Genomic DNA, 23,540 nt, shown 5'->3' with positions numbered 1-23,540 from the left:
GCGCCCGCCCGCGCCCGCCCTCGTGTCCGGCGTGGACCTGGGGTTTCTGGGCACCCGGGACACGAACCCGGCTGGTCGGCCCAAGGAGAGAGAATGGCGAAGGACTCACCGTTGAAGGCTGTCGGATGGGCGCGCTCGCTCCCGGTGAGCAGCGGGGTGAAGGTCGCCAGGGAGTGGACGCGTGAGCATGTGGACACGCTCGGCTGGTCGCGGACCGCGCCGGATCTGGTGGATTCGATTCTGCTGGCGGTGTCCGAGCTGGTCACCAACGCCCATGTGCATGCCCGTAGCCCGGCGCAGCTGATCCTCACCTGGGACGAGGAGTGCCTGCACGTCACCGTGCATGACGACTCACCTCGGCTGCCCGAGCCGCGCGATCCGGGCACCAGTGCCCCCGGCGGGCGCGGTCTGCTGCTGGTCGACGCCCTCGCCGACAAATGGGAGGCCTATCCCTGCCCCCGCGGCAAGAACGTCACCGCCTGCTTTCAAGCACCCCCGCCCGCCGCGCCCGGAACAACCGGCTCGGGATGAGAGGCGCGGCCACCGAGAGGAGGCCCACCGATGACATCCGACGAGGAGAAGCGGCTCGAACGCGCCATCCTCGACCTCCTGGGACGACGGCGGCCGGACGCGTCGGTCTGCCCGTCCGAGGTCGCCCGGTCGGTCCACCACGGTTCGGGCGACGGGTGGCGGCAGCTCATGGAGCCCACGCGTGCCGCGGCCCGACGGCTGTCCCGGGCAGGCCTGGTGGAGATCACGCAGGGCGGAGAGCCCGTAGACCCGACCACGGCCCGTGGTCCGATCAGGATCCGCCGGACCCGCTGACGGTGTCCGCGGGCGGCACGGGTGGTACGGGTGGCCGACATCCCGGACCGGTCGCCGCGCCCGCGGCCGTCACTGCGGGGGGTTGCCGTGCTTGCGCGCAGGCAGGTCGGCGTGTTTCGTGCGCAGCATCGCCAGCGCGCGGATCAGCGTCTCCCGGGTGCCGGCGGGGTCGATCACGTCGTCCACCAGGCCGCGTTCGGCCGCGTAGTACGGGTGCATCAGCTCCGCCCGGTACTCCTTCACCATGCGCTCCCGCATCGCCTCGGGCTCGTCCGCCTCCGCGATCTGCCGCCGGAAGATGACGTTCGCGGCACCCTCGGCGCCCATCACCGCGATCTCGTTCGTCGGCCAGGCGTAGGTGACGTCCGCGCCGATGGACTGCGAGTCCATGACGATGTAGGCGCCGCCGTACGCCTTGCGCAGGATCAAGGAAATGCGCGGCACGGTCGCATTGCAGTACGCGTACAGCAGTTTCGCGCCATGCCGGATGACGCCGCCGTGCTCCTGGTCGACGCCCGGCAGAAACCCCGGCACATCCACCAACGTCACCAGCGGGATATTGAAGGCGTCACACATCTGAACGAACCTGGCGCCCTTTTCGCTCGCCTCGATGTCCAGGACCCCCGCCAGGACCCGGGGCTGGCTCGCCACGATTCCCACGACCTCCCCGTCCAGCCGCGCCAGCGCGCACACGAGGTTGCGGGCCCAGCTCTCGTGGATCTCCAGGAACTCCCCGTCGTCCACGAGGTGACCGATCACCTCGGTCATGTCGTAGGGCTGGCTGCCGTCCGCCGGTACGAGATCCACCAGCGCCTCCGTCCGCCGCCCCGGCGGATCCGTCACCGGCCCCCGCGGCGCGCACTCCCGGTTGTTCTGCGGCAGCAACGACAGCAGATACCGCACCTCCGCGATGCACGTCTCCTCGTCGTCGTAGGCGAAATGGCACACGCCGGAAGTCTCCGCGTGCACATCCGCCCCGCCCAGACCGTCGCGGGTCACCTCCTCACCGGTCACCGTCCGCACCACGTCCGGCCCCGTCAGGAACATCTGTGACGTCCCCCGCACCATGAAGACGAAATCGGTCAGCGCCGGGCTGTAGGCGGCGCCTCCCGCACACGGCCCCAGCACCACCGATATCTGCGGAATGACCCCCGACGCCTGCACGTTACGGCGGAAGATTCCGCCGTAACCCGCCAGCGCGACCACGCCCTCCTGGATACGTGCACCCGCACCGTCGTTCAGCGACACCAGCGGCGCACCCGCCGCCAGAGCCATGTCCATCACCTTGTGGATCTTCTCCGCGTGCGCCTCGCCCAAGGCGCCCCCGAAGACACGGAAATCATGGGCGTACACGAAGACCTGCCGGCCCTCGACCGTGCCCCACCCCGTCACCACACCGTCCGTGTACGGGCGCCGTGCCTCCAGCCCGAACCCGCTCGCCCGATGCCGCCGCAACAACCCCACCTCGACGAAGGACCCTTCGTCGAGCAACAGACCGACCCGGTCCCGCGCCGACAGCCTCCGGGCGCCGCCCGCCCCACCACTCGGCCCGGCCACCGCCTCCGCACGCACCTCCAGCAACTCCGCCACCGCCACACGGCTACCAGGAACGTGGGAAAACTCGTCTACACCGCTCACGGCATGTCCCTCCGTCGTAACGAACCCAGCACCCCCGAAACCCCCACCACGACGAACCGTCCACGCGGTTCACATGGCAGGGGTGACAACGCCAGGCCTGCCGAGGGCTGTGCGGCGGGCGGTAGCCGGAACTCCCGCTCAGGCCCTGCCGTTCCGGCAGACACCGACCCGCCCCTCAACACACATCGGCACGCCGGGCGGCCGGCGGGGACGCCACCGCCGCGTCCCGAGCGACCTCGCTCCCCATGTCCCCACCTCCCTACGGCCGTCGGCGCTCGTTCCGTCCCCCACCCTCCAACACGCCGCTCAAAACCAAACGGGGCCTCGCTCGAAACCCACTCGCCCCTCCCCGCGCGCACCTACCGGGCGCTCGCCGAACTCGTCTGAAACATTTGCCGCGGTCCACCGCGTCTGTGAGGTGTAGGCCGACGGAAAGGCACCGAGGGGTGGGAATGAGAAGGTCCCGGACATCGTCCCGGACAGATGAGTTCATGGAGTTCGCCACCGGACGCGCCGGGCATCTGCTCCGCTCCGCGTGCCTGCTCACCAGTGGAGACACCCACCTCGCCGAGGATCTGGTGCAGGAGACACTCAGCCGGATGTACGCCCTGTGGGGTCGTATGTCCCGGATCGACAATCCTGCGGCGTACGCCCAGACCGTTCTCGTCCGTACCTTCCTGACACATCGTCGACGGTACTCCGCGGCCGAGCGGCCGCTGGCGGACCTGCCGGACGCCCCTGCGACCCGGAGTACGGACGACCCGGCTCTGCGGCTCGCGCTGCTCCAGGCCCTGCGGGAACTGCCGCCCAAGGACCGGGCGGTGGTGGTGCTGCGGTACTGGGAGGACCGCAGCGTGGAGGACACGGCCGACGCGATGAACGTGAGCTCCGCGGCCGTACGCACCCGCTCGACCCGGGCGCTGGCGAAACTCCGCGAACGGCTCGGGGGCAGCCTCGCCGAACTGATCACCCCGGGCTGACACCCGGCCCGGCCTCCCGCCGTTCATTTCCCCCGCTGCTGCGAACAACCGGGCCGACGAGGGCCCGCCCCGTTCATCGCTCCGCACTCTCGTCCGCACCAACACAGGAACTGGTGGTTCCGTATGCCCTTCGAAGACGAACTCGGGAAGGTACTCCGCGACACGGCGGGCTCCTTCACCGCCGACCGGCGGTCCCTGGCGGAGGGCAGCCTGCTGCGCGGCCGCCGCAGGCTGGCCCGCCGCCGCGCCTCCGCCATGGCCGGGAGTGCCCTGGCCGTCGTACTCGTGGCGACGGCCGGTGTCCAACTGGGCGGCGGTCAGGACGGTGACGGCAAGGTCGGCGGCCTGGCCTCGACGCCGCCACCGGGAGACGGCTACGGACACTTCGCGGTCACCGCCGAGGAGATGCGGAACATCCTCCGCAACGGCATGGGCCGCTCCGGGATCGCCATCGGACACCCGACGCTCCGGACGACGGGCAGTTCCGAGGCGAGCCGGTCCGCGACGGCCTCGATCGGCTTCGAGGACGGCTTCGGCGCGGCGAGGGTCACCCTTTCGGTGCGCCGCGTCGACCCGGCCGAGCAGGACCTGCAGAAGCTGATCACCTGCCCGCCCGAAGAGGATTCTCCGTACGAGGAGTGCACGACACAGCCCGACAACCGGGCCGTGAAGGGGTACACCGAGGCGGGCAAGGCGGGCGGGATCAAGAAGTGGGCGGTCACGATGCTCTCGCCCAACGGGTACCTCATCGAGGTCGCCACCCAGAACGTGGTGTCGACGATCAACGCCGACACGGAACCCGTGACCCGCAACCCGCGGATGGACCCGGGCAAGCTGCGGTATCTGGCGATGTTCGTCGACGGCTCGTTCACCCCGGCCGGGGAGCCCGGCTCCTTGGGGACGATCGATCCCGGCTCCCAGGCCGAACCGGGCGACATCCTGCCCCTGCTCAAGGAGCTGTTGCCCGAGCGCCTCCACGTCTACTCGGAAGGTGGCAGCGGAGCGGAGGGCCATGTCGTGGTCGTCGACTCCAAGAGTGGCCGGCGGAGCTACATCGAAGCGATGCGGACCGCCGGCGACAAGGTGACATGGAACGAGACCCTGTCCGACGGCACCAAGGTGGGCACCCGGCAACAGCCCGGCCGGCAGCCTGGAGTCGTCCAGTTCCGGGTCGACGCACTCCGGGTGAACGGGCTGTGGATGTCCGTCTCCGCCTACAACGCTCCGAGTCCGACGTCCAAGAAGAGCGGCGCCGCCCCCTTGATCACGGCCGAAGAACTCAAGACCATCGCCACCAGCCGGTCCTGGCTGCTCGCCCGGTAGGCCCGGCACCGCGACGAGCGCCCGTCGCGGTGACCAGGCCGCGCGCACGAGCGAGGGACCGTGACGGGGGCGGGACCGTGACGAGGGCGGGACCGTGACGGGGGACGGCGGCTCGGCGGTTCGGGCGGCTCGGCGGCCGCTGGTTTGCCGGCTTCACCCGCGCCAGGGGCCGGAACGATCCGAGGCGTCCCCCGCGTCCAAGCGGGTGTGACCCGCATTCGCTGAACCGACGGGCCCGGCGCACTCGGCGCACCGGCCCCGGAGCCCTCGGCAGGGCTCAGGACGTCTTCGTCGCGGACGGTTTCGCGCTTCTGCTCCTACTGGTGCCCGCACTGCTCCGACCGGGTTTGGCGGGCGCCCTCCTCCGGCTCACGGCTTGCCCGGTGCTCGCGCCTTCCCGCGCCGGCGCTGCCCGGGTCGCCGCGGTCGGCCACTTGAACTCGAACTCCAGCTCGATCTCCCCGTCGCCGACCTCGACCTCGATCTCGGTGCGCAGGTCGTCGGGGATCCGCAGGCTCAGCGTCCCGGGACCGAACTCCAGCTCCACATCCCCGCCCTCCCGCAGCGCGGCCGCGAGGGCCGTGAGCTGGTCGGCCGCCTCCAGACGTGACAGCGAACGCTTCTGCTCGAACTTGAGGTCCTTCATGAACGCCTCCGATCCGGCATGAACAACACATAACGCCAATTCTGGGGTCATGCGCGGCATCGGACATCCCGTGCGACCGCACCCGCGCGCAGGTCAGTCCACCGGGTGCCCCGGTTCGATGGTGAGGGCGTCCCCGAGCCTCAGCAGCGGACGGCCGTGCGGCTCGCCCCGCGCACCGGACCGCACCGGGTCGAGGACGAAGCCGACATGATCCCCCGCGTCGATCCGCCGCTCGATCCTGCCGACGAACCACGCGACCGCGTCCTGGAGGACGACGGCACCGCCGTGCCCCTCCGTCCAGCGCGCCCGCGCGAACTTGTCCACCCGGTCGCCGGTCTCGCCCCCGAACAGGTCGGCCAGCGCGAATTGTTCGGGCGTCAGCAGGTGCACGGCGAGGAACTCGGCGGCGCGGGCCACCGCATAGGTCCGGTTCACCTTCGACAGCCACACCACGAACCGCGCCGGCCGCATGGAGCACTGGGAGGCGAAGCCCACGAGGCAGCCCGCCCGCTCGCCACCCGCCCCGGCCGTCACGACGCACATGTCGGGATTCAGCCGGTCGGTGAACGCGTCGAAGTCCGTCATGCCCCTGCCCCTCCACCGGCCGCCCGGAACCCTGCCGTCCGGGATCCTGTCGTCCGGGATGCCGTCGTCCGTGCTCCGGCCTCGCGCCGGGCGAGACTCTGGTTCCCGTCGGTCATCGGTCTACACGACCAGAACGGCACACCGCGGCTACCACCGTTCGTGTCCCCGCGACCGTTCCACTCCGGTCAGGAACATCGCGGCTGCTCGAAAGGTCACGGAAGTCTTCCCCGCCGGCTGCCCCGCAGCCCTTGAGACGGGTTGCCCGGCCGGTCCACGCTGATCGGTACGACGCCGACGAGACACCCCCGCGACGCGGGGACGTGTCACGTGACCGGCACCTGAAGAGGAAACACACGGACAGACGGACATGGTGCGCAGAGCAGAACAGGACCCGGCGTCCGCCTATGCCGGACAGCAGCCTGCCCGGCGTCCGGCGGTGCCCGTGGCGCCCGGCGTGGCGGCTCGTGTCTGGGCCGACCTCTCGGGCCGGGGGCTCGCCACCCGAGCCGGCGCGGACACCATCGCCGCGCTGCAACAGACCGCGGGCAACGCGGCGCTCAGCCGGACGGTGGGCGCCGTGGACAGCTCGCGGAGCAGCGGCCCGGCCGGCTCCGCGCGCCAGGTCGTCCAGCGGATCGGCACCGCCCCCGGCGGCAGCTACGAGACACACCGCGAGGAGGGCGACAGGGGCCCTCACTTCATGGAGCAGGAGCAGGATGCCCGGGTGGTGGCCGGCAGCGGTGCCACCCTGGGCCCTCCTGGCGTCCCCGAGCGCATCCGGTATCCCGCCCGTGAGGTCAAACCGGCCGAAGCGGGGCTGCGCGTCGCGAACGACGGCACGCTCGCCGTACTCGACAAGGACGAGCCGAAGGAGTTCTACGCCGTCCAGCAGGTCGTCGACAACGCCAACGCCTCCCTGGACGCCGCGGGCAGCATCGTGCGGCTCGCTCTCCAGGGCAGGAGCATCACCGTCGGCGGTCGGCGGCTCACCCGGGTACAGCCGGTCCTCGCCCAGCAGACGCAGCAGTCGGCGAGCGAGGAGTTCGTCTCGCTGGTGCGCAGCACCTGCATCACGGTGGCCTGCAAACTGATGGGCTCCAGCCGGGACAAGACGAGCCGGGTGGTGCTCGGTGGCGGCGCCGGAGGCTTCGACATCACGCCCGGCTCCGACAGCGATCCACGGATGAGCAGCCTCGCCGGGCAGATCGCCTCCTCACCCGACGGCGGCCTGGACGTGCCCGGGGCCGTCGACGCGGCCGGGGCCAGGGACCGGGCGGCACCGGACAACGGACGGGTGTACGGCGAGGCCGTCAGGAACGGCGGACGCGACGGGACCGCCGCCCGGCTGGGGGTCAACCAGCACGCGGCGCCCGGCGTCGGTGAGGGGTTCGCGATCTTCAGCATGGCTGCCGAGGACCAGCACGACCACTCCGTGCAGCCGCCCGCGGCCCGCGGCGACAACGTCTGGGGCTATCACTTCGCGGCTGTCGTCGCCTCCTCCCTGGACGGCAGCTGCCGGGTGACGCTGGAGAACTACGCCCGCAACGACTTCGACCGGGTCGCGCGTGAGGAGCTGTACGAGACGCTCTACCAGCGGGCGAAGAAGTCCGGCGGCTGGTTCAGCACCGTCAGCGCGCTGCAGGAGACCGACGACCAGCAGGCGTTCAAGAAGAAGTTCGACGACGTGATGCGCAGGCTGTGCACGGATCCGGCCATCAAGGAGATCCAGGGACTCCCGCGGCGCAGGCTCCAGGAGGACTTCGAGGATCACACCGGTCGTGCCTGGTTCTTCCGCGTCTACGGCGGCGGCCCGGGCGAGAGCTTCCACGAACAGCAGTCCGCCTCCGGCTACTTCAACAATCCGCTCACCGTGCGGGTCGCCAGACCCTGACCGGCGGACGGGCCGACCGGGTCCGGGCGGACGAAGCCCGGCGGACCCGGGCCGGGTCGTCGCGGGGGCTGCGGGAGCGGCGGCGACGACGGAACGCCGGAGTCCGGCCCTCCCGGCACCGGACGCGCCGAAGTGAGCGACGGCGGCGACCGGCACGATGACCGGATTCGACGCGGCCCCCGTCCGTGCGTCCTACGGTGTCCGGGTGAATGACGTGAGCCTCGACGCATACTGTTCCGAAATCAGCTCCCGGACCGACGAGTTGCGCGCAGCGGTGCGGTGCGCCGAGGCGGGCCCGGCGGGCACTTCCGTTCCCACCTGCCCCGGCTGGTCCCTCACCCAGCTCGCCCGGCACGTCGGCGGCACCCATCGCTGGGCGGCGCGGATCGTCCGTACCCGGGCCACCGGGCCGGTCCCCCACGACCTGGTCGACGACGTCTTCTCGCCCGGCCCCGAGACCCCGGCCGCTCTGGACGCCTGGCTCGCCGAGGGCGCCGCGGAGCTGACCGGCGCTCTGCTCGATGCCGGTCCCGACGCCCCGGTGTGGACGGTCGCCCCGAGCGGCACCGCGCGCTTCTGGGCCCGGCGGATGACCCACGAGACGACCCTGCACGCCGCCGACGCCGCCTTCGTCACGGACGCCCCCTTCGCCGTACGCGAGGACCTGGCCCGGGACGCCCTGGACGAGTGGATGGGCTTCGGGTCGCTGCCCCGGGTCCTGGAGGCCGCCGGGCCGGACGCCCCGCCGCTCACCGGCCCGGGCCGCACGCTGCACCTGCACGCGACCGACGTCCGTACGGCCGAGTGGCTGGTGGACCTCACGGGTGAGCCGATCACCTGGAGCCACACCCACGAGAAGGCCGCGGTGGCGGTACGCGCCCCCCTCACCGACCTGGTGCTGCTCCTGTACGGCCGCCGCACCCCGGCCGACACCTCCGTCGAGGTGTACGGGGACACCGACCTGCTGACCCTGTGGCTGGAACGTTCCGGCTTCTGGCTCCGCAAATAAGCTCCCTCACCTCCTCACCTCACTTCACTGGCTCGCTTCCCCGGGGGACTCGCCGGTGTCCCGGCCCCCGGCCAGCCGCAGTGTCACCAGGGCCGCGAGTCCTGCCAGGACGCCGAAGGTGAGGGCGGCCGGGATGCCGGTGCCGAGCTTCGAGAACAGGTACACGGGACCCCACACGTCGACGGTGTCGTCGAGCGCCATGTGCAGCACCTGGCTCGCCAGCAGTCCCCACACCGTTGCGCAGACCGCGCCCGCCGCCATCGCGGGGACCGTGGTCCGGGTCAGCACGCCGGGCAGCAGCCGCAGCGCCCACCACACCACGGCCAGCATGAGCACGTCGGCGGCTCGGTACAGCAGCCAGTCACCGAGCGGTCCGGTCGCCGGGCTCGTCCACGCGCCGAGCAGCAGCCACTGACGCAGCAGGTCGCCGGGCTCGGACAGCAGGCCTCCGCCGCCGAACGACGTCTGGATCCAGGCCGCCACCGACTGGTACGAGAGGATCACCACCGACAGCGCGACCACCGCGGTCCCGACACTCGCGGCCAGGCGGGCGGCGCGCGGCGGCACGCTCTGCCGGGGCTGCGGCTCCGCGTCCTTGGCGGTGAGTCGCGCGACGAGCACCGTGGCCAGGGCGGTCAACAGCCCCGCGAACACCGTGACCGGCCCGCTCGACGCGATCACGCCCGCCAGCTGGGGCAGGAACCGGTAGCTGCCGTGGCCCCGGGACGCGATCAGCCACGGCGCGGAGACCGTCACGGCCAGTGTCGCGGCCACGGGAGCCCAGGCCCACAGTGCGAGCAGCGTGGCCGGCGTGCGGCCCTTCGTCGGCGGAATCCGGTGGACCAGGAGCAGCGCGCCGGCCAGGAAGAACACGAAGAGGGCCACGAACCTGATCTGCAGGGCGGTGCTGTACAGATCGCTGTACCGGGTGCCTCCGGTCGAGGCCGTGTCGCCGCCCGCGGCGCCGTCCGACAGCGACGCCGTCGGCGGGTCGTACGACCAGGGCGCGAGCCATCGCCGGAGTTCGCTCACGGACTGGACGTCGAAGACGCTGGTGGTGCCGCGCAGTTGGAGTGCCTGCTCGCTCGCCCCCGCCCACCACAACAACAGCGTGATCAGCAGGCCGCCGACCAGTGCCGGTATCACCGCGCGCCGATATGTCATGGTGCCTTCCCCCGTCGTGATCCTCTATCGGTGATTCGTCAACCAGCCGAAGAGTAGGGGGTGATGATCGCTCGCGGCATGTGCCTTGTGCCGCCGGTCCCGGCCTGTGCCGCCGGCTGATGCCCAGGTGGCCGCGGTTCGGCCGGCCGTGCGTGCGGCGTCAGTGCCCGACCGACAACTCGCCGCTGAGCTTTCCGTGCAGGTGAGCGCTGGGTTCGTTCAGGCCGGTGATCTCCACGGTCTTGCCGCGCTGGGCGTACCTGGTCTCGGAACAGCTCGCCAACCCCGCCGCCGTGCTGCTGTCGGCCTCGATCCCCACCCACCTGGCCACCGCGCACCAGGCGGTCACCGCCGTGCAGTCCCTGCACCACCAGCCCACCCACTTCACCCGCCTGCTCGAAGTCACCGGGGTCATGGGCCACTTGACGCAGCACGCGCACGGAGCGGGCTCCCCCGAGGCCGCGCTCCCCTTAACGGCGAGCGGCCCGCACCCATCGGGGGTGCGGGCCGCTTCCGTCAGTGGCCGGATCCGTGCCGGCCGCCCAGTTGGTCGCGGTGGCGCGGATCGCCCAGGTACGTGTCGGCGTCGAAGACGGGTGCCGACTTGGCCTGTGCCTTCGTCCGGGCCAGCTGCACGATGCGGGCGTCGTGGTCGATGCCCAGGACCTCGCCCGACGGGATCACCACGTCCTTGCCGAGTACCCACAGGCCGGTGTGCACCACCAGGAAGCGCGGGCCGAGGTCCCTGGAGTACTTGCTGACCTTGCCGACGTGACCGTCCGTGGCGTCGACCTGGTATCCGGTCAGGTCGTCGTCCGGGGTGTGGCCGGCGGTCGGCACGTGGTGTGCGCGGTATTGGCTCACGATGTCCTCCCTGTCGTCCTGTTCCTGCGAGTGCCCGCTCAGGCGGGTGACAGACGTGCGGGATACATCACGGCGCACGTCGCGGGGCTACGCCGCCCACACCCGTTCCGCGTAGTCGACGAAGTTTCGCCCCATGATCTTCTCGATGCGGCCGGAGGAGCAGCCGCGCTGTTCCAGCAGCCGCATCAGCTCGCGGAACTGGTCCACGCCCCGCAGGTCGACCACGAAGGGGTAGGTGTCCGCCCGTTCACCGGCCGCGGAGACCCCGGCCTGCCGGCGCTGCGCCACGTGCTCGGCCAGCCGGGCCCGGTAGGCGTCGAGGTCGTCGATCGCGGTGACGGGGCCGTCGGTGCCGATTCCGACATGGTCCTCGCCGCAGACGTCCACGGCGTGCGCGATGTGCTCGACCACGTCGGCGGCGCGCGCGTGCCCGGTGGGGCTGAGGAACGGCATGAAGTAGATGCCGACGAAGCCGCCGCGGGAGGCCACCAGCCGCAGTTCCTCGTCGGTCTTGTTGCGGGGCAGGTCGGTCAGCGCGCGGCACCCCGTGTGGTTGATCGACACGGGGACACGGGAGTGGGTGGCGGCTTCCAGGCAGGTCCGCTCGCCGCTGTGCGACAGATCGACCATGAGGTGGTGCTCGTTGAGGGCGTCGACCACGTCGCGTCCGAACGCGGTCAGCCCCGTGCCGGAGGGTGCCGTCGAGCCGCCGCCGAGGTGGTTGGCCTGGTTGTAGGTCAACTGGACCACGCGCACACCGCGTTCGGCGAAGGTGGCGATCCTGGCGACGTCGTCCCCGACGGCCACCGCGTTCTGGAAGCCGTAGATGACGCCGACGCGTCCGTCGCGGGCGGCCGTGCGGATGTCGGCGACGCCGGTCACCTTGAGCAGGTCGGCCGGGTGACGGTCGATGATGCCGTCCCAGAGGTCGATCTCGTGCAGGGTGTGCTCGTAGGGCGGCAGGTCACCCATCACATAGCCCAGGGTGATGTTGACGGCGGTCAGGCCGGAGGCTCTCGCGTCGGCCAGCGTCCGGGCGTCGACGGTGTACTGCTCGCCGGTCGGGTTGAGGTCTCCCGCCGCCTCCATCGACTGCGGGGCGTTGGGGTTGTCGAGCTGCCCCAGCGCGTTGACGATCAGGGGTGTGGCGGTCAACGGGTCTCCCGGGATGGGGTGGTGGCGTAGTCGGCGCGCGGGAAGCGGCGGCCCCGCTTGACGGTGAGGGTGATGGTGCGCAGGTGGTCGATGTCGGCCAGCGGATCCCGCGCGAAGACCGCGAAGTCGGCCAGCTTGCCGGGCTCGACGCTGCCCGTCAGGTGTGCGGTGCCGGCGCTGCGGGCGCCGACGAGGGTCGCCGAGCGGAGCACGTCGGGGGTTGGGATGCCGCACCGCTTCACCAGGAAGGCGAGTTCCTCGTAGAGGGCGGGGAACGGCTCGTCGGGAGCGGTCTCGTAGTCGGTGCCGGTGGCCAGCGGCACGCCCGCCCGGTGCGCCTGCGCCGTGAGCGCGATGGCCAACTCGGTCTGCCGGCTGGCGCGTTCGGCGCTTTCCGGGTCGTCGTCGGCGAGTTCCGCGCTCGCCCACATGCCGGCGGTCGCATCCAGGACGACGTCCCGCTCCCGCATCCGGGCGAAGAGCGCGTCGAGCCGCGCGTCCTCGCCGGTGACCAGACTCTCGTGGTCGACGGCCGGCTTGGCCCGGTAACGGGTCAGCGGCTCCTTGGCGGCCTCGTGGGCCAGCAGGGTCACATGCGAGACGGTGTCCACGCCGGCCGCGACGACCTCGCCGGGGGTGGCGGGGAACACGGCCGCGTGCGCCCACACCGGGATGCCCTGGCGGTGCGCCTCGGCGGTGATGGCGGCGACGAGGTCCGCCTCCAGGTCGGCGTAGACCTTGATGGCCGACGCGTAGGTTCCGCGGGCCAGGGCCACTGCCAGGGGGAGGTCGGTCGTGTCGGTGACGGCCTGCATCCAGGGCACGTGTCCGGGGACGGCGCCCTGGGTCACCTGGTGGGTGCGGGGGTCGTCGAAGAAGCCCGGGCCCGCCATGAGGGCCGCGTAGTGGATGTCCGGGGCGGCGATCTCGCCCACCAGCGCGGCCCGCGCGAGGTCCCCGACCTGACGCAGGTCGTCCGCCATGTCCCGCACGGCCGTGACCCCGCTGTGGACGAGGCGGCGCAGGACCGCTTCGGCGGCGGGACGGTCGGGCGGAGTGGCGAGGTGCTGGTGCGCGTCGACGAGGCCGGGCGTGACGAAGTGACCGGTGAGGTCGACGACTTCGGCGCCGTCGGCGAGGGCGGCGGCCACGTCCGTCTCGTCCGCGACGGACCGGATCACGGAGCCGTCCACGACGAGTGACACGGCGGGCCGGGGCGCGCTGCCGGTCCCGTCGAACAGCGTGAGGCCGCGGTAGACCACCAACTCGCCGGCCTTGGGCGGCGCGAAGGGGTTCGCCGCCCCGGAACTCTCGTTCGTCAAGGTCACCACTCTCGATCTGTTACGCTCTACGTAACAACTCTCTCGCTACTCGAAACACGCGATACCCTACCCCCGAATCCCGGCGTCGGACACGCCTCGCCGGGGACGGTCCGTCCGGTCTCCGGGAAGGGTTTCGATGCCGCAGGCGACGCAAGCAACGCGAACGGCCGTGGACAAGGCGCTGGACCTGGTCGAGGCCGTCGCCCGCGCCCCCCGGCCGCCCCGGCTCACCGACCTCGCCGACGAGGTCGGGCTGCACCGGGCCACCGCCTACCGCGTCCTGGTGGACCTGGTCCGCCGCGGCTGGGTGCTGCGCGTCGACGACCGCTATCTGCCGGGCACCGCCGTCCTGCGCCTGTCGGCCCGGGCGGCGCACAACTCGCTGACCTCGCTGGCCCGCCCGGTGCTGGAGGACCTCTCCGCGCGCACCGGCATGATGGTCAACCTCCAGGTCCTCGAGAACGACGGCTCCCGGGTGGTGGACGTGATCCGCCCGGACCGGCTGGCGATGATCAGCACACTCCGGGACGAGGCCCTGCCCGTCCACCGGTTCGCCGGCCCCCTCGCCCTGGTGGCCGCCCTGCCCCCGCAGGCCCGCGGCCCCTACCTCGACGTGGCCCGCAAGGCCGGACATCCCCTGGACGGCGACGCGGGTCTGCTCGCCGACCTCGAACGGACCGAGGCCGACGGGTTCGCCGTCGAGCACGGCCGCAACGAGCAGTTCGTCGCCTCGCTGAGCCGCGCCGTCGTCCCGGTCCCCGGGGCACCGGTGTGCGCCGTCACCGTGGTCGGCCCGGATGCCGAGATCGACGAACCCCGGCTGCGCCGCCTGCGGGAGGAACTCGCCTCGGCGGTGGACACCCTCCGCGGCCTGCTGTCCGGCCCGGGCACGGCGAGCGGCGCGTGAACGACGTGCTCGTCCTCGACCGGGCGGCCACCGAGGCGGCCCTCGACCCGCGCCGCCTGATGGCCGCCGTGTCCGACGCGCTCGTCGCCGTGGCACGGGACACGGTGTCCGCGCCGCCCCGGATAGCGGCCTTCGCGCCCGGCGGTCTGCTGGGCGCCATGCCCGGATACGTGCCGGGTCTCGGCCTCGCGGCGAAACTCGTGTCGGTGTTCGCCGACCCCGCCCACCCCGGGCGCAGCACCCACCGGGGAATCGTGGCCCTCTTCGACCCCGAGGACGGCCGTCCCCTGGCCGTCATGGACGCCGAACCCGTGACGGCCTGGCGCACGGCGGCGGCCGCCACGCACAGCGCCTGGACCCTGGCCCGGCCCGGACCCGTCGTGGTCGTCGGCACCGGCGCCCAGGCCCGGGCCCAGGTCTCGCTCCTCGCCGCGCTCCGCCCGGCCGAACCCGTCACCGTCGCGGGCCGCGACCCCGTTGCGGCCCGCGCGCTGGCCGCCCTGCACCCGGCGGGCCGTGTGAAGGACGGCATCGAGACCGCCGTACGCGAGGCGTCCACCGTGTACTGCTGCACCGGCGCGACCCGCCCCGTCCTGCGCCGCGCATGGCTCGCCCCGGGCACCCACGTGAGCTCGGTCGGCGGCTCCCACGGACCCGAACTCGACGACGACACCGTCCGGGACGCCGCACTCTTCACGGAGTGGCCCGGTGCCGCCGCCACTCCCCCGCCCTCCGGCGCCCACGAGTTGCAGGGGTTGTCGAGAGACAGCGCCGTCGTGCTCCTCGGCTCCGTCCTGTGCGGCGAGGTGCCCGGCCGGACCTCCCAGGACCAGCTCACCGTCTTCAAGTCCACCGGCCACGCCGCCCTGGACGTGGCCGCCGCACACGTCGTCCACCGCACGGCGACCGGCCACCGCACGGATGAGCCGCCACACTGACGCGTCGGTGCGCCGGGAGCCGCCGAATCCCCACGAACCTCTCCCGGCACCCGTTCGAACGATTCGACCCGCGCGGCCCTGCACAGCACCGCCGTGCCCCCTCATCACACCCGCCACTCCCACAACATCCGAGGTCAGAGCGCCGCAGCGGTCCTCACCAGGGAGTTCACGGAAGTCTCTGCGCACGGTCCGACACCCGCATAGCGTGCGGTGACCCGAACACACGAGCCCCCTCCCCATGTTCGCGCGGGCCGCACCTCTTGGGGCCCACGACCCAGTAGGAGATCCTGGGATGTCCTCCGACACCTCCGACTTATACCCGGTGCGGCACCGGCCCGGACGGCACGCCTCCCCCACCGCGACCCCGCGGTGGGCCGCCCCGCCGGAGGACGCGCGCCTGCCGGACGACACGCGCCTGCCCGAACGTGCCCAGCAGTGGAACGGCAGCCATCGCGACCTCCGCCGGCTGCGCCGGGCCTGCCGCTGGCAGCGGCGCGTCGCCACGTTCGCCGCGCTCGGCTACTTCGCCGTCTTCCTCACCCTCACCGTCGAAGCGCCCTCCGTCATGACCCGCCTCGCACCGGGCGGCCTTCCCACCGGACTCTGCCTCGCCCTGGTCCAACTGCCGGTCACCTGGCTGGCCGTGCTCCTCTACGAGTACACGGCGCGCCGGTACGTCGACCCGCTGGCCCGGCGCGTACACCGCCGACCCGACCCCGTCCCGTCCGAGGAGCCACGGTCGTGACGGACTTCGACGGCTCCGCGCAGTCCTGGTCCCTGGTGGCGTTCTCGAGTGTCGTGGCCCTGACGCTCATGCTGTGCGTGCTGACCGGTCCCGACCGCGACGACCTCGACGAGTTCTACACCGGCTACCGCTCTCTGTCGCCCCTGCGCAACGGCCTCGCCATCGCCGGTGACTACATCTCCGCCGCCACCGTGCTCACCATCGGCGGGGTCATCGCGCTGTGCGGCTACGACGGCGTCGTACTGGCCCTGAGCACCGTGCTGTCCCTGCTGCTCCTGATGGTCCTGCTGGCCGAACCCCTGCATCACACCGGCCGGTTCACCATGGCCGACGCGCTCGGCAGACGGCTGCCCGGCCGCGCGGTGCGCATCACCGCGTGTGTGGTCACCCTCGCCTCGCTGGTGCCGATGATGGTCGTCCAACTGGCCGGGGTGGGCCAGTTGCTGGCGTACGTCCTCGGCTTCTCCGATAGTGCGATGCGGACCGGCTGCATCGTCGGGGCGGGCACCCTGATGATCAGCTACGCGGCCATCGGGGGCATGCGCGGCACCGCCCTGATCCAGATCCTCAAGACGGTGATCCTGCTCGGCTCCGGCCTGGTCGTCGCCGGACTCATCCTGCACACCTTCGGCTGGAGCCCCCGGAACCTGTTCCAGGCCGCGGCCCACGGCAGCGGCGCCGAGGAGAACTACCTGCGCTATGGCCTGCAGTTCGCCAACGGGCCGCACCGCGGCCTCGACATGGTGAGCACTCAGTGCGCCATCGTGCTGGGCGGCGCCTGCCTGCCGCACGTCACCATGCGGATGTACACCGCCGGCAGCGCTCCCCAGGTGCGCCGCGCGATGTCCTGGGCGATCTCGACGGTCACCCTGTTCATCGCCGTGATCACCGTCATCGGCGTGGGCGCCACGGCCCTCATCGGGCGCGCGGGCGTCGCCGGAGCCGACCCGCGCGGCAACACCGCCTACCTGCTCGGTTCGCGCGCCGCGTTCGGGATGCACCTGTCCCGCCCGGAGAGCCTGCTGTTCACCACCGTCACGACGGCGATCTTCCTGACCCTGCTGGCCTCCGTCGCCAGCATGACGCTGGCCTGCGCCAACTCCCTGGCCCACGACATCGCCGCGGCCCGCCCGAACGTCTCGCCGCTGCGCGAGATGGCCCTGGCGCGGCTGGCCGCCCTGGCGGTGGGCGTCCCCGTCATCCTGCTCGCCGTCGTCGCCCAGCACCGCAGCCTCCAGCCGCTCGCCACCGTCTCCTTCTGCCTCGGGGCGTCGGCCATCGCCCCCGCTCTCGTCTACAGCCTCTTCTGGCGGCGCTTCACCCGCGCCGGCCTGCTGTGCACGCTCATCGGCGGGTCGGTCAGCGTTCTCGTCCTGATGACCGGCACCAACCTCGTCTCCGGCTCTCCCGGATCAGCGTTCCCGGAAGTCGACTTCAACTGGTTCCCCTTCACCACCACGGCTCTCGTCTCGGTACCGGCGGGATTCCTCTGCGGCCTCCTCGGCACCGTCCTGTCCGGCAGAAAGGCGACCGCACGCGAACGGGAGCGTTACGCCGCCATCGAAGCCGTCCTCCTCGCGGGACCGCCAAGCCCCAGGAGCCACTGAACCCACCCGGCCCGAACGGCCGGGCCAGAACCGGACCAGCCTGGACCGGGCTTGGACCAGACGGGCCCGGACCATACGGGCCTGGACCAGATCGGACCGACGGCCACGACGTCCCCGACGCCCGGGACAGGGGCCGTGGGGTCAGGGGCCGTGGAGAGAGCGGCGGGCCGCAGGGCAGGCTCGGCCGTGTCCCCGAGCCGAGCATGATCGTTACTCCTGTTGCCGAACGGCCACCGACCGGTGAGCGCATCGGCATCCACTCCTGTGCGCCTCCGTCCGAGGCACACCCCGTCAGCCGAGAGGAACAGCATTGGTGAGCGGCTGGATCAACGTCGGTCTCGGCACCGCCGCCGCGCTCTGCCCCCTGCCGGGTGCGGGCGGCCCCGCGGTCGTCGTCGACACCACTCCCACCACCACACACGTGGTGATGTGTTCCGCCGACGGCTGGGTCGAGATCAGCGCCCCCTCCCGGCATCGGCCCGCTGCCCCTTCGTCGCCTCCGCCCGCACCACGGCCACCGCGTACGCCGGTCCCTTCGGCACCGGCGGAACAGCCGGCACCGGCGGCACACGCACCTCGCCCTGTCGGTGCTCCACCGGCTCCGCCTCGTTCGGCAGCCCCGCTCCCCCGGCCCGCCGTACGCCCGGTGCCCGCGCCGGAACCGCCGCCCGAGGCCGACGACGCGCCCGCCCCGGCACCGGCTCCCGCCCCGGCGCCCCGCGCCGCACCCTTCCGCTGGGTGCCCCGCTTCCACTACGGCGGCGGCTCGGCACGTCCGGCGCCCGCCGGTCTGTCCACCACGATGACCACCGTCGTGATCACCACGCCGGCGATCCTGGCCGCCGCCGCGCTACGCCCGGGCTCCCGACGCCGCAACGCCGGCTGACCCACCCCCGGGCCGCCCGTCGCCTCGTCCACTCAACTCGCCCATCCGACCATCCGCTCATCTCTCATTGCTCATCTGTTCATCTGCTCATCCTGGAGTCCTGCTGTGCCGGAATGGCTGATCTACACCCTGGCCTGCGCGCTGGTCTGCGCCTTCGTGGTCGCCGCCACCGTGATGCGCCACCGCCGTGTGGCGGACGACGAGGACACCTCGCAGACACCCGACGTGCTCGAGTACATGGTGATGATGGTCGGCGTCGTCTACGCCATCGTCCTGGGCCTGGCGATCGCCGGCGTCTGGGAGGCTCGCGGCGCCGCCGAGGACACCGTGCAGCGCGAGGCCCAGGCGCTGTACGAGATCAACCAGCGCCTGGACGTCTACCCCGCCGCCTTCCACACCCGGGTCCAGCAGCACATCGACGCCTACGCCCGGCACGCCGTGACCGCCGAGTGGCCCGCCATGGAGGACGACGATCCGATCGACGCCACCGGGGGCCGGCTGCTGACCCGCATCCGGAGCGACATCGCGCACCACACGCCCACCGACGAACTCCAGGCCCAGGCCTACCAGCCGCTCCTCGACCAGGTCGCCGCCGCCGATGACGCGCGCCACCAGCGCCTCGACAGCGCCGGCAGCACCCTGCCGGGGGTGGTCTGGTTCGGCCTGATCGCCGGCGGGTTCGTCACCCTCGGCCTGCTCTATGCCCTCCAGATCCGTCGCTCGGCCCGGGAGTTGATGCTGGCCACCGCGTTCAGCGCCCTGGTGGTCTTCCTGCTCTTCATGGTCTGGAGCTTCGACGCACCCTTCGGCCACTCCGGCACCGACTCGGCTCAGCCGTTGCAGGAGCTGTTCGCCGGCACGACCTGAGACACAGGCCTGGATCGCTCACAGGACAGGCGACGGCCCTGGGCCAGGGTCGACCTTGGTGAATACTCGTCGGCTGTGCACGATCAACTCGCGCACAGCCGGGTTGTGCGTGCTCTTCCAGATCAGCCCGAGTACCGCTGGTGTTTCGATGTCGTCGATGACGCGGGCGGTGAGCCGGTCACGGTAGCTCGCGGCCATCGACTCGCTGAGGACTGCGACACCCAGTCCACGGGAAGCCAGATCGGCGATGGCATCCGCGGCGCCGGCTTGCAGCCCGATCGCGGGTTGCAGGCTCTGCGCGGCACAGGCGCGGTCGAGCACCGCGCGCAGACCGGTACCGACGGGCATGCAGACGATCGGATGGGCGACCAGGTCGCGCAGAGTGACCCGGCGTTGTTTCGCCAAGGGGTGCCCCATGGGAACGGCCGCGACGAGCCGCTCGCTGATGACCGTCAGCGATTCCAGCCCCTCCGGGGCGGCGCCCGCGGTACCGACGAGAGCCAGATCGACGACATCGGCGCGCACTCCCTCGACGAGCCTGTCGGAGTTGTCCTCCAGCAGCGAGATCTCCACACCCTGATGAACCCGGTGAAACGCGGCGAGGGCGTCGAACAACGGGGTGAGGGTGCAGCCGATGACCATGCCGACGGTGAGCCGGCCCCGGATCAGACCGGTCACCTGCCCCACCACCTGGCCGACCGCCTCGGCTGCGGCAAGTGCGGCGCGGGCGTGTTCGAGTGCGGCACTTCCCGCGACGGTCAGGGTGACGGTACGCCCCGACCGGTCGAACAGCTCGGCGCCGAGTTCACGTTCCAACTGGCGGATCTGGGCGCTGACGCCGGACTGGCTGATGTGGACCCGCCCGGCCGCCCGGGTGAAGTTCCGCTCTTCGGCGACCGCGACGAAGTATTCGAGCTGCCTCAGGTCCATGACTGCAGATTCTAGCTCCTAGCAAATCCATCTGTTGGACTTCTGATCGGCGGCCGACAAGGCTAGGGAGCAGCTAAGCCGGATCTCAGGAGGAACCCGTGCAGGAGTACGAGAAGGCCGTGCGACCCGAGGACATCACCCGCTTGTTCGTCGAACGATCCAACGCGGGTGACGCGGCCGGGGTCGCCGCGCTCTACGAGGAGGACGCGGTGATGGCCTACCCGCCCGGGGAGCTGACGGTGGGACGGGACGCGATCCGTGCGCTGTGGGAGAAGGTGCTGGCCAACCGTCCCCGCTTCGAACCGGAACCGCCGCTGCCGACGCTGATCAGCGGCGACATCGCCCTCACCTCGACCCCGCCTAGGGACGGGGCCGGCGCCCGGGCACAGGTCGTCCGACGCCAGCCTGACGGGACCTGGCTGCGTGTGCTCGACCAGCCCGAGTTCGCCCCGCCCGCCCGCTGAGGCTGCGCGGCCGCGGCGCGGGAGACCGACGACATGCCGGGCCGTCGCCGCGCTGCGCAGGCGCTCACGCGACCGGTTCCTACCGTCCGGGAGCGCGGAGGGGCCCACCGGGGCCGGGTGGCCACCGAACCGGTCATGACTCGTCGCCGTCCTCGCGGCGCAGGAGGGCCAGTTGCCGCTGGACGGCGGCGGTGACCCTGCGCTCGTCGTCCGTGGCGAGAAGGTCGAGCAGGGCCCCTCGGAGCACCGCCAGTGTCAGAGTGCGGCGGACGATGCCGTCCTCGGTGTCTCGTTCCGACGGCGGCTGGCAGGCGGCCAGGACGTCGAGCCAGTCGTCCACGGTGGCCTTGGCGAACCCGGCCCAGGGGCCGTCGGGTTCGACGAGGGAGCGGGTGTACGTCCAGCAGTTCGGCTGGAACACCGAGTTCAAGGCCCTGGTGGCCAGGATCGTGGCCGAGTACGAGGCAGGGCGCTCCCCGGCCACGAGGCAGGCTGGGTCGCCGCGTGTCCTGCTCGTCACCCCGGCCGCCCGGGGCCCCGGTCCGGGCACCCGTCTCGTCGAAGAGTGCCTCCTGTCCGCCCGCAGGATCTACGAACACTTCGGCTTCCTCCTCGCCGACGAAGAGCCCCCTCACGGTCTCGGCCCCGACCTCGTCAGCCAGAACTGGATCCTCGACCTCCATGACGGCCTTACGGAGGGATGAAGGACTCCGCGGCATCACCGCCGGGCCAGCTCCGCCAGCCACGGATGTCCGGGGTGCACAAGGTCCAGCCACCCGCTGAGGCGATCCCGCCGCGCCCGGCCCAGCAGCGGAAGCACCCCGTCGAAATCCGCCTGGTCCTTGGGCCGGATCGCCTTCGCCTTGAACAGCAGCACCAACTCCGGCACCAGGTAGGGGATCCCGTCCGCCGTCCGCTCGATGATCGCGTCGTACGGCAGCCGCAGGCCCTCGTCCCGCCGGCAGACCCACGTCGTGCCCTCGTGCGGCTCGCGAAAGACGTCGAACTGGAACTGGCCGTTCAGCGGATCCCGGAGCCAGGTCTGGTACGTGGCCGCCAGTGCCTCAGCTCCCGCCTCCGCCCAGACCCGTCCCGAACCCACCGCGTCCCAGGCATATTCGGGGAAGCGGTCCCGGATCTCGGGGAATCCCGCCGCGGGCACCGCGATCTCCAGATCACCGTGCGGCCGCGACGGCGCCCCGCGAAACAGATCCAGCGCCCACCCCGCGGCGATGCACCAAGGCGCATCCACCCCACTCAACCGCGCCGCCAGCTGCTCCGGCGCCCAGGCATCCGCCCACCGGGCGTGCAGTTCGTCCGCATCGAGCACAGTGCCGCCGGGCGGCAGGGGTTCGGTCATCGGCACAACCTACTTCCGACGCCGAGCTCCTCCTCGTGCCGACCTCGTCCGCAGACGGGAGGGGTCGAAAATTGACCCACGATTCTGACTCCAAAATGCACCCAGGCTCCGGTCGATTGACTCCCTAGAGTCGTAGCCATGACGAAGAACAACGAGAACACGCAGCCCGCCCGGACCGCTCAGACCGCGACCGTCGCCCCGATCCTCACCCGCGCCGCCGACGCCGAGACGACCCGTGATCCCAGCAGTGTCATGACTCTGCTCGCGGACTCCGCCCACACCGGAGGGCGGCTCACCAGCTACCGGTCGTCGTTCGCCGAGGGCGCGGTCGGGGCACCCGCCCACCTGCACACCAAGGCGTCCGAGGCGTTCTTCGTGATCGACGGAGCGCTCCAGGTACTGGTGGGTGAGGAGATCATCGTCCTGGAGGCGGGCGACTTCCTCGTCGTGCCGCCGCACACCCCGCACGCCTTCGCCGCGGCGCCGGGCAGGACCGCCGACGTGCTGTTCGTCTTCACCCCGGGTGCCGACCGCTTCGACTACCTGCGGCTCCTCGGCCGGGTCATGCGCGGCGAGGCCGACCCGCAGGAGATCAAGGACTCCTCGGAGCGGTTCGACAACCACTACGTCGACAGCCCGGCGTGGCGCGAGGCACTCGCCGCACGCGGCTGAGGCCTGCCCGCAGCGAGCGAAGGCGTCCTCAACGGGGCGCCAGGACATGACCGTTGGGCGATGCCGTCGGGTGCCCGCCCGTCCGCAGCCGTGATCCACCTCGGAGGACCGGCGCCCTCACGAGGCGGGCCTCCGGTGGGGCAATTGCCGTTGCCGGCGGGCACCGAGCCGACGATGCTGTGGTGGTGCCAGGACAGCGCAAGAGAAAACGGCAGCAGCAGGACGCGAGTCGGCGGGCTGCCGCTCGCACCGCTTCCGGCACCGGCTACTGGAAAGTGCTCTTCGAAACTCAGGACGCGTCCGAATGGCGTTCACATCTGCGCCGTCTGCGTTCCGCCGAGGAGCAGATCGACTGGGCGATGACCCGGGTCGACACGCTCTGCGGGCGACTGGTGCAGCCCACCACCTATCGGCTGAGCCTGTTCGTACCGGGCCCGGAGCGCCCTTCGAACCAGGACCTCTCCGATCATTGATCTCGGGGCCGGCAGGAGCGACCGCCGCGAGAAGCAACTCCGGTAGCGCCGACGTCCTCATCCCGGTGATCGGCGGACTCGCCCTGGTCGGCGGCTTCGTCGCCTGGGCACTGCCGCGTGCCGGGGCGCTGGCCAATCTGCGGCTCCTCGGGTAGCAGGCCCATGTAGGCGGCGCCGAAGGGCGCGATCATGGCGGCGCCCAGCCGATGCCGCGGACGAACAGTGCGCCCATGAGCAGGACCTCGTCGGTGTTTCGGCGGTGACGAAGGCGAACGTCACCGTGGCCACG

Annotated in this window: 27 protein-coding genes and 1 pseudogene; 17 read left to right on the top strand and 11 right to left on the bottom strand. The window is 71.7% G+C overall.

Annotation, left to right across the window (positions count from 1 at the left end; genetic code table 11):
- Positions 1–93 precede the first annotated feature (93 nt).
- Both ACFVYS_RS28495 and ACFVYS_RS28490 read left to right on the top strand, forming a co-directional pair.
- Entirely contained in the window at positions 94–531 is a 438-nt protein-coding gene (locus ACFVYS_RS28495; RefSeq protein ID WP_389506543.1) for an ATP-binding protein, read from the top strand.
- A gap of 30 nt (positions 532–561) precedes the next feature.
- Positions 562–825 (top strand): DUF3253 domain-containing protein, encoded by a 264-nt coding sequence (locus ACFVYS_RS28490; RefSeq protein WP_389506541.1) that lies wholly within the window; start codon positions 562–564, stop codon positions 823–825.
- 69 nt (positions 826–894) lie between these two features.
- Here the strand turns inward: ACFVYS_RS28490 and ACFVYS_RS28485 are convergent, their stop codons facing one another.
- Positions 895–2,463 carry an acyl-CoA carboxylase subunit beta gene (locus ACFVYS_RS28485; RefSeq protein WP_389506539.1) on the bottom strand — a complete coding sequence of 523 codons (1,569 nt, stop codon included), beginning with the start codon at positions 2,461–2,463 and terminating at the stop codon, positions 895–897.
- Between the two features lie 452 nt (positions 2,464–2,915).
- Between ACFVYS_RS28485 and ACFVYS_RS28480 the strand changes: the two genes are divergently transcribed.
- Together ACFVYS_RS28480 and ACFVYS_RS28475 are read left to right on the top strand one after the other, a co-directional pair.
- Positions 2,916–3,443 carry a SigE family RNA polymerase sigma factor gene (locus ACFVYS_RS28480; RefSeq protein ID WP_389506537.1) on the top strand — a complete coding sequence of 176 codons (528 nt, stop codon included), beginning with the start codon at positions 2,916–2,918 and terminating at the stop codon, positions 3,441–3,443.
- A gap of 123 nt (positions 3,444–3,566) precedes the next feature.
- The gene (locus tag ACFVYS_RS28475; RefSeq protein ID WP_389506535.1) at positions 3,567–4,766 is read left to right on the top strand and encodes a hypothetical protein; all 1,200 of its coding nucleotides are present in this window, start codon (positions 3,567–3,569) and stop codon (positions 4,764–4,766) included.
- Between the two features lie 277 nt (positions 4,767–5,043).
- Here ACFVYS_RS28475 and ACFVYS_RS28470 read toward each other — a convergent pair whose 3' ends face one another.
- Complete coding sequence (locus ACFVYS_RS28470) at positions 5,044–5,412, bottom strand: amphi-Trp domain-containing protein (protein WP_389506533.1); 369 nt, start codon at positions 5,410–5,412, stop codon at positions 5,044–5,046.
- 93 nt (positions 5,413–5,505) lie between these two features.
- The gene (locus tag ACFVYS_RS28465) at positions 5,506–5,997 is read right to left on the bottom strand and encodes a flavin reductase family protein (RefSeq protein ID WP_389506531.1); all 492 of its coding nucleotides are present in this window, start codon (positions 5,995–5,997) and stop codon (positions 5,506–5,508) included.
- Between the two features lie 367 nt (positions 5,998–6,364).
- On the opposite strand from ACFVYS_RS28465, the gene ACFVYS_RS28460 reads away from it, so the two are divergent.
- Both ACFVYS_RS28460 and ACFVYS_RS28455 read left to right on the top strand, forming a co-directional pair.
- Positions 6,365–7,888: a hypothetical protein gene (locus ACFVYS_RS28460; RefSeq protein ID WP_389506529.1), complete on the top strand. Its 1,524-nt coding sequence runs from the start codon at positions 6,365–6,367 to the stop codon at positions 7,886–7,888.
- Positions 7,889–8,102: 214 nt separating this feature from the next.
- Positions 8,103–8,897, top strand: coding sequence for a maleylpyruvate isomerase family mycothiol-dependent enzyme (locus ACFVYS_RS28455; protein WP_389506527.1), 795 nt, complete (start codon positions 8,103–8,105; stop codon positions 8,895–8,897).
- Positions 8,898–8,921: 24 nt separating this feature from the next.
- Here ACFVYS_RS28455 and ACFVYS_RS28450 read toward each other — a convergent pair whose 3' ends face one another.
- From ACFVYS_RS28450 to ACFVYS_RS28430, 5 genes are all read right to left on the bottom strand, one after another.
- Positions 8,922–10,061, bottom strand: coding sequence for a hypothetical protein (locus tag ACFVYS_RS28450; RefSeq protein ID WP_389506525.1), 1,140 nt, complete (start codon positions 10,059–10,061; stop codon positions 8,922–8,924).
- Positions 10,062–10,221: 160 nt separating this feature from the next.
- Positions 10,222–10,467 (bottom strand): hypothetical protein, encoded by a 246-nt coding sequence (locus ACFVYS_RS28445; protein WP_389506661.1) that lies wholly within the window; start codon positions 10,465–10,467, stop codon positions 10,222–10,224.
- Positions 10,468–10,577: 110 nt separating this feature from the next.
- Entirely contained in the window at positions 10,578–10,925 is a 348-nt protein-coding gene (locus ACFVYS_RS28440) for a PRC-barrel domain containing protein (protein WP_362273059.1), read from the bottom strand.
- 87 nt (positions 10,926–11,012) lie between these two features.
- On the bottom strand, positions 11,013–12,080 hold the full coding sequence (locus ACFVYS_RS28435; protein ID WP_389506523.1) for a dipeptidase: 1,068 nt from the start codon (positions 12,078–12,080) through the stop codon (positions 11,013–11,015).
- Positions 12,077–13,408 carry an amidohydrolase family protein gene (locus ACFVYS_RS28430; protein WP_389506647.1) on the bottom strand — a complete coding sequence of 444 codons (1,332 nt, stop codon included), beginning with the start codon at positions 13,406–13,408 and terminating at the stop codon, positions 12,077–12,079. The genes ACFVYS_RS28435 and ACFVYS_RS28430 overlap by 4 nt, the downstream gene beginning before the upstream one ends.
- 130 nt (positions 13,409–13,538) lie before the next feature.
- On the opposite strand from ACFVYS_RS28430, the gene ACFVYS_RS28425 reads away from it, so the two are divergent.
- From ACFVYS_RS28425 to ACFVYS_RS28400, 6 genes are all read left to right on the top strand, one after another.
- Positions 13,539–14,309 carry an IclR family transcriptional regulator gene (locus ACFVYS_RS28425; RefSeq protein ID WP_389506521.1) on the top strand — a complete coding sequence of 257 codons (771 nt, stop codon included), beginning with the start codon at positions 13,539–13,541 and terminating at the stop codon, positions 14,307–14,309.
- Positions 14,306–15,247, top strand: coding sequence for an ornithine cyclodeaminase family protein (locus ACFVYS_RS28420; protein WP_389506519.1), 942 nt, complete (start codon positions 14,306–14,308; stop codon positions 15,245–15,247). The genes ACFVYS_RS28425 and ACFVYS_RS28420 overlap by 4 nt, the downstream gene beginning before the upstream one ends.
- 292 nt (positions 15,248–15,539) lie before the next feature.
- Complete coding sequence (locus tag ACFVYS_RS28415) at positions 15,540–15,992, top strand: DUF485 domain-containing protein (protein ID WP_389506517.1); 453 nt, start codon at positions 15,540–15,542, stop codon at positions 15,990–15,992.
- Positions 15,989–17,599, top strand: coding sequence for a cation acetate symporter (locus tag ACFVYS_RS28410; RefSeq protein ID WP_389506515.1), 1,611 nt, complete (start codon positions 15,989–15,991; stop codon positions 17,597–17,599). Before ACFVYS_RS28415 ends, ACFVYS_RS28410 begins: the two co-directional genes overlap by 4 nt.
- 646 nt (positions 17,600–18,245) lie before the next feature.
- Positions 18,246–18,485, top strand: coding sequence for a hypothetical protein (locus ACFVYS_RS28405; RefSeq protein ID WP_389506513.1), 240 nt, complete (start codon positions 18,246–18,248; stop codon positions 18,483–18,485).
- Between the two features lie 105 nt (positions 18,486–18,590).
- On the top strand, positions 18,591–19,352 hold the full coding sequence (locus ACFVYS_RS28400) for a hypothetical protein (protein WP_389506511.1): 762 nt from the start codon (positions 18,591–18,593) through the stop codon (positions 19,350–19,352).
- A gap of 18 nt (positions 19,353–19,370) precedes the next feature.
- Here the strand turns inward: ACFVYS_RS28400 and ACFVYS_RS28395 are convergent, their stop codons facing one another.
- A complete protein-coding gene (locus ACFVYS_RS28395) occupies positions 19,371–20,282 on the bottom strand; it encodes a LysR family transcriptional regulator (protein ID WP_389506509.1) in 912 nt (303 codons plus the stop codon).
- Positions 20,283–20,380: 98 nt separating this feature from the next.
- On the opposite strand from ACFVYS_RS28395, the gene ACFVYS_RS28390 reads away from it, so the two are divergent.
- Positions 20,381–20,746 carry a YybH family protein gene (locus ACFVYS_RS28390; RefSeq protein WP_389506507.1) on the top strand — a complete coding sequence of 122 codons (366 nt, stop codon included), beginning with the start codon at positions 20,381–20,383 and terminating at the stop codon, positions 20,744–20,746.
- Between the two features lie 133 nt (positions 20,747–20,879).
- Here the strand turns inward: ACFVYS_RS28390 and ACFVYS_RS28385 are convergent.
- Positions 20,880–21,143, bottom strand: a pseudogene (locus tag ACFVYS_RS28385) (TetR family transcriptional regulator); the annotation flags it as partial.
- Here ACFVYS_RS28385 and ACFVYS_RS28380 point away from each other — a divergent pair.
- Positions 21,139–21,450, top strand: coding sequence for a hypothetical protein (locus tag ACFVYS_RS28380; protein WP_389506505.1), 312 nt, complete (start codon positions 21,139–21,141; stop codon positions 21,448–21,450). The pseudogene ACFVYS_RS28385 and the gene ACFVYS_RS28380 sit on opposite strands and share 5 nt — an antisense overlap.
- A gap of 14 nt (positions 21,451–21,464) precedes the next feature.
- Here ACFVYS_RS28380 and ACFVYS_RS28375 read toward each other — a convergent pair whose 3' ends face one another.
- The gene (locus ACFVYS_RS28375; protein WP_389506503.1) at positions 21,465–22,106 is read right to left on the bottom strand and encodes a nucleotidyltransferase domain-containing protein; all 642 of its coding nucleotides are present in this window, start codon (positions 22,104–22,106) and stop codon (positions 21,465–21,467) included.
- Between the two features lie 138 nt (positions 22,107–22,244).
- Between ACFVYS_RS28375 and ACFVYS_RS28370 the strand changes: the two genes are divergently transcribed.
- The 3 genes from ACFVYS_RS28370 (at position 22,245) to ACFVYS_RS28360 (ending at position 23,406) form a co-directional block, all read left to right on the top strand.
- Positions 22,245–22,778, top strand: coding sequence for a cupin domain-containing protein (locus ACFVYS_RS28370; protein ID WP_389506502.1), 534 nt, complete (start codon positions 22,245–22,247; stop codon positions 22,776–22,778).
- 185 nt (positions 22,779–22,963) lie between these two features.
- Positions 22,964–23,251 carry a hypothetical protein gene (locus ACFVYS_RS28365; protein ID WP_389506500.1) on the top strand — a complete coding sequence of 96 codons (288 nt, stop codon included), beginning with the start codon at positions 22,964–22,966 and terminating at the stop codon, positions 23,249–23,251.
- Positions 23,248–23,406 (top strand): hypothetical protein, encoded by a 159-nt coding sequence (locus tag ACFVYS_RS28360; protein ID WP_389506498.1) that lies wholly within the window; start codon positions 23,248–23,250, stop codon positions 23,404–23,406. Before ACFVYS_RS28365 ends, ACFVYS_RS28360 begins: the two co-directional genes overlap by 4 nt.
- The last annotated feature ends 134 nt before the right edge of the window (positions 23,407–23,540 follow it).

Source organism: Streptomyces sp. NPDC058295, assembly GCF_042880655.1.
GTDB lineage: Bacteria > Actinomycetota > Actinomycetes > Streptomycetales > Streptomycetaceae > Streptomyces > Streptomyces coriariae.
This window is presented reverse-complemented; position numbering and strand designations above follow the sequence as displayed.

Excerpts from the sequence above, each read along its gene's own strand:
- ACFVYS_RS28495 (WP_389506543.1), top strand. The coding sequence starts at position 94 with ATGGCGAAGGACTCACCGTTGAAGGCTGTCGGATGGGCGCGCTCGCTC.
- ACFVYS_RS28490 (WP_389506541.1), top strand. The coding sequence starts at position 562 with ATGACATCCGACGAGGAGAAGCGGCTCGAACGCGCCATCCTCGACCTC.
- ACFVYS_RS28480 (WP_389506537.1), top strand. The coding sequence starts at position 2,916 with ATGAGAAGGTCCCGGACATCGTCCCGGACAGATGAGTTCATGGAGTTC.
- ACFVYS_RS28475 (WP_389506535.1), top strand. The coding sequence starts at position 3,567 with ATGCCCTTCGAAGACGAACTCGGGAAGGTACTCCGCGACACGGCGGGC.
- ACFVYS_RS28470 (WP_389506533.1), bottom strand. The coding sequence starts at position 5,412 with ATGAAGGACCTCAAGTTCGAGCAGAAGCGTTCGCTGTCACGTCTGGAG.
- ACFVYS_RS28465 (WP_389506531.1), bottom strand. The coding sequence starts at position 5,997 with ATGACGGACTTCGACGCGTTCACCGACCGGCTGAATCCCGACATGTGC.
- ACFVYS_RS28460 (WP_389506529.1), top strand. The coding sequence starts at position 6,365 with ATGGTGCGCAGAGCAGAACAGGACCCGGCGTCCGCCTATGCCGGACAG.
- ACFVYS_RS28450 (WP_389506525.1), bottom strand. The coding sequence starts at position 10,061 with ATGACATATCGGCGCGCGGTGATACCGGCACTGGTCGGCGGCCTGCTG.
- ACFVYS_RS28425 (WP_389506521.1), top strand. The coding sequence starts at position 13,539 with ATGCCGCAGGCGACGCAAGCAACGCGAACGGCCGTGGACAAGGCGCTG.
- ACFVYS_RS28415 (WP_389506517.1), top strand. The coding sequence starts at position 15,540 with ATGTCCTCCGACACCTCCGACTTATACCCGGTGCGGCACCGGCCCGGA.
- ACFVYS_RS28395 (WP_389506509.1), bottom strand. The coding sequence starts at position 20,282 with ATGGACCTGAGGCAGCTCGAATACTTCGTCGCGGTCGCCGAAGAGCGG.
- ACFVYS_RS28375 (WP_389506503.1), bottom strand. The coding sequence starts at position 22,106 with ATGACCGAACCCCTGCCGCCCGGCGGCACTGTGCTCGATGCGGACGAA.
- ACFVYS_RS28370 (WP_389506502.1), top strand. The coding sequence starts at position 22,245 with ATGACGAAGAACAACGAGAACACGCAGCCCGCCCGGACCGCTCAGACC.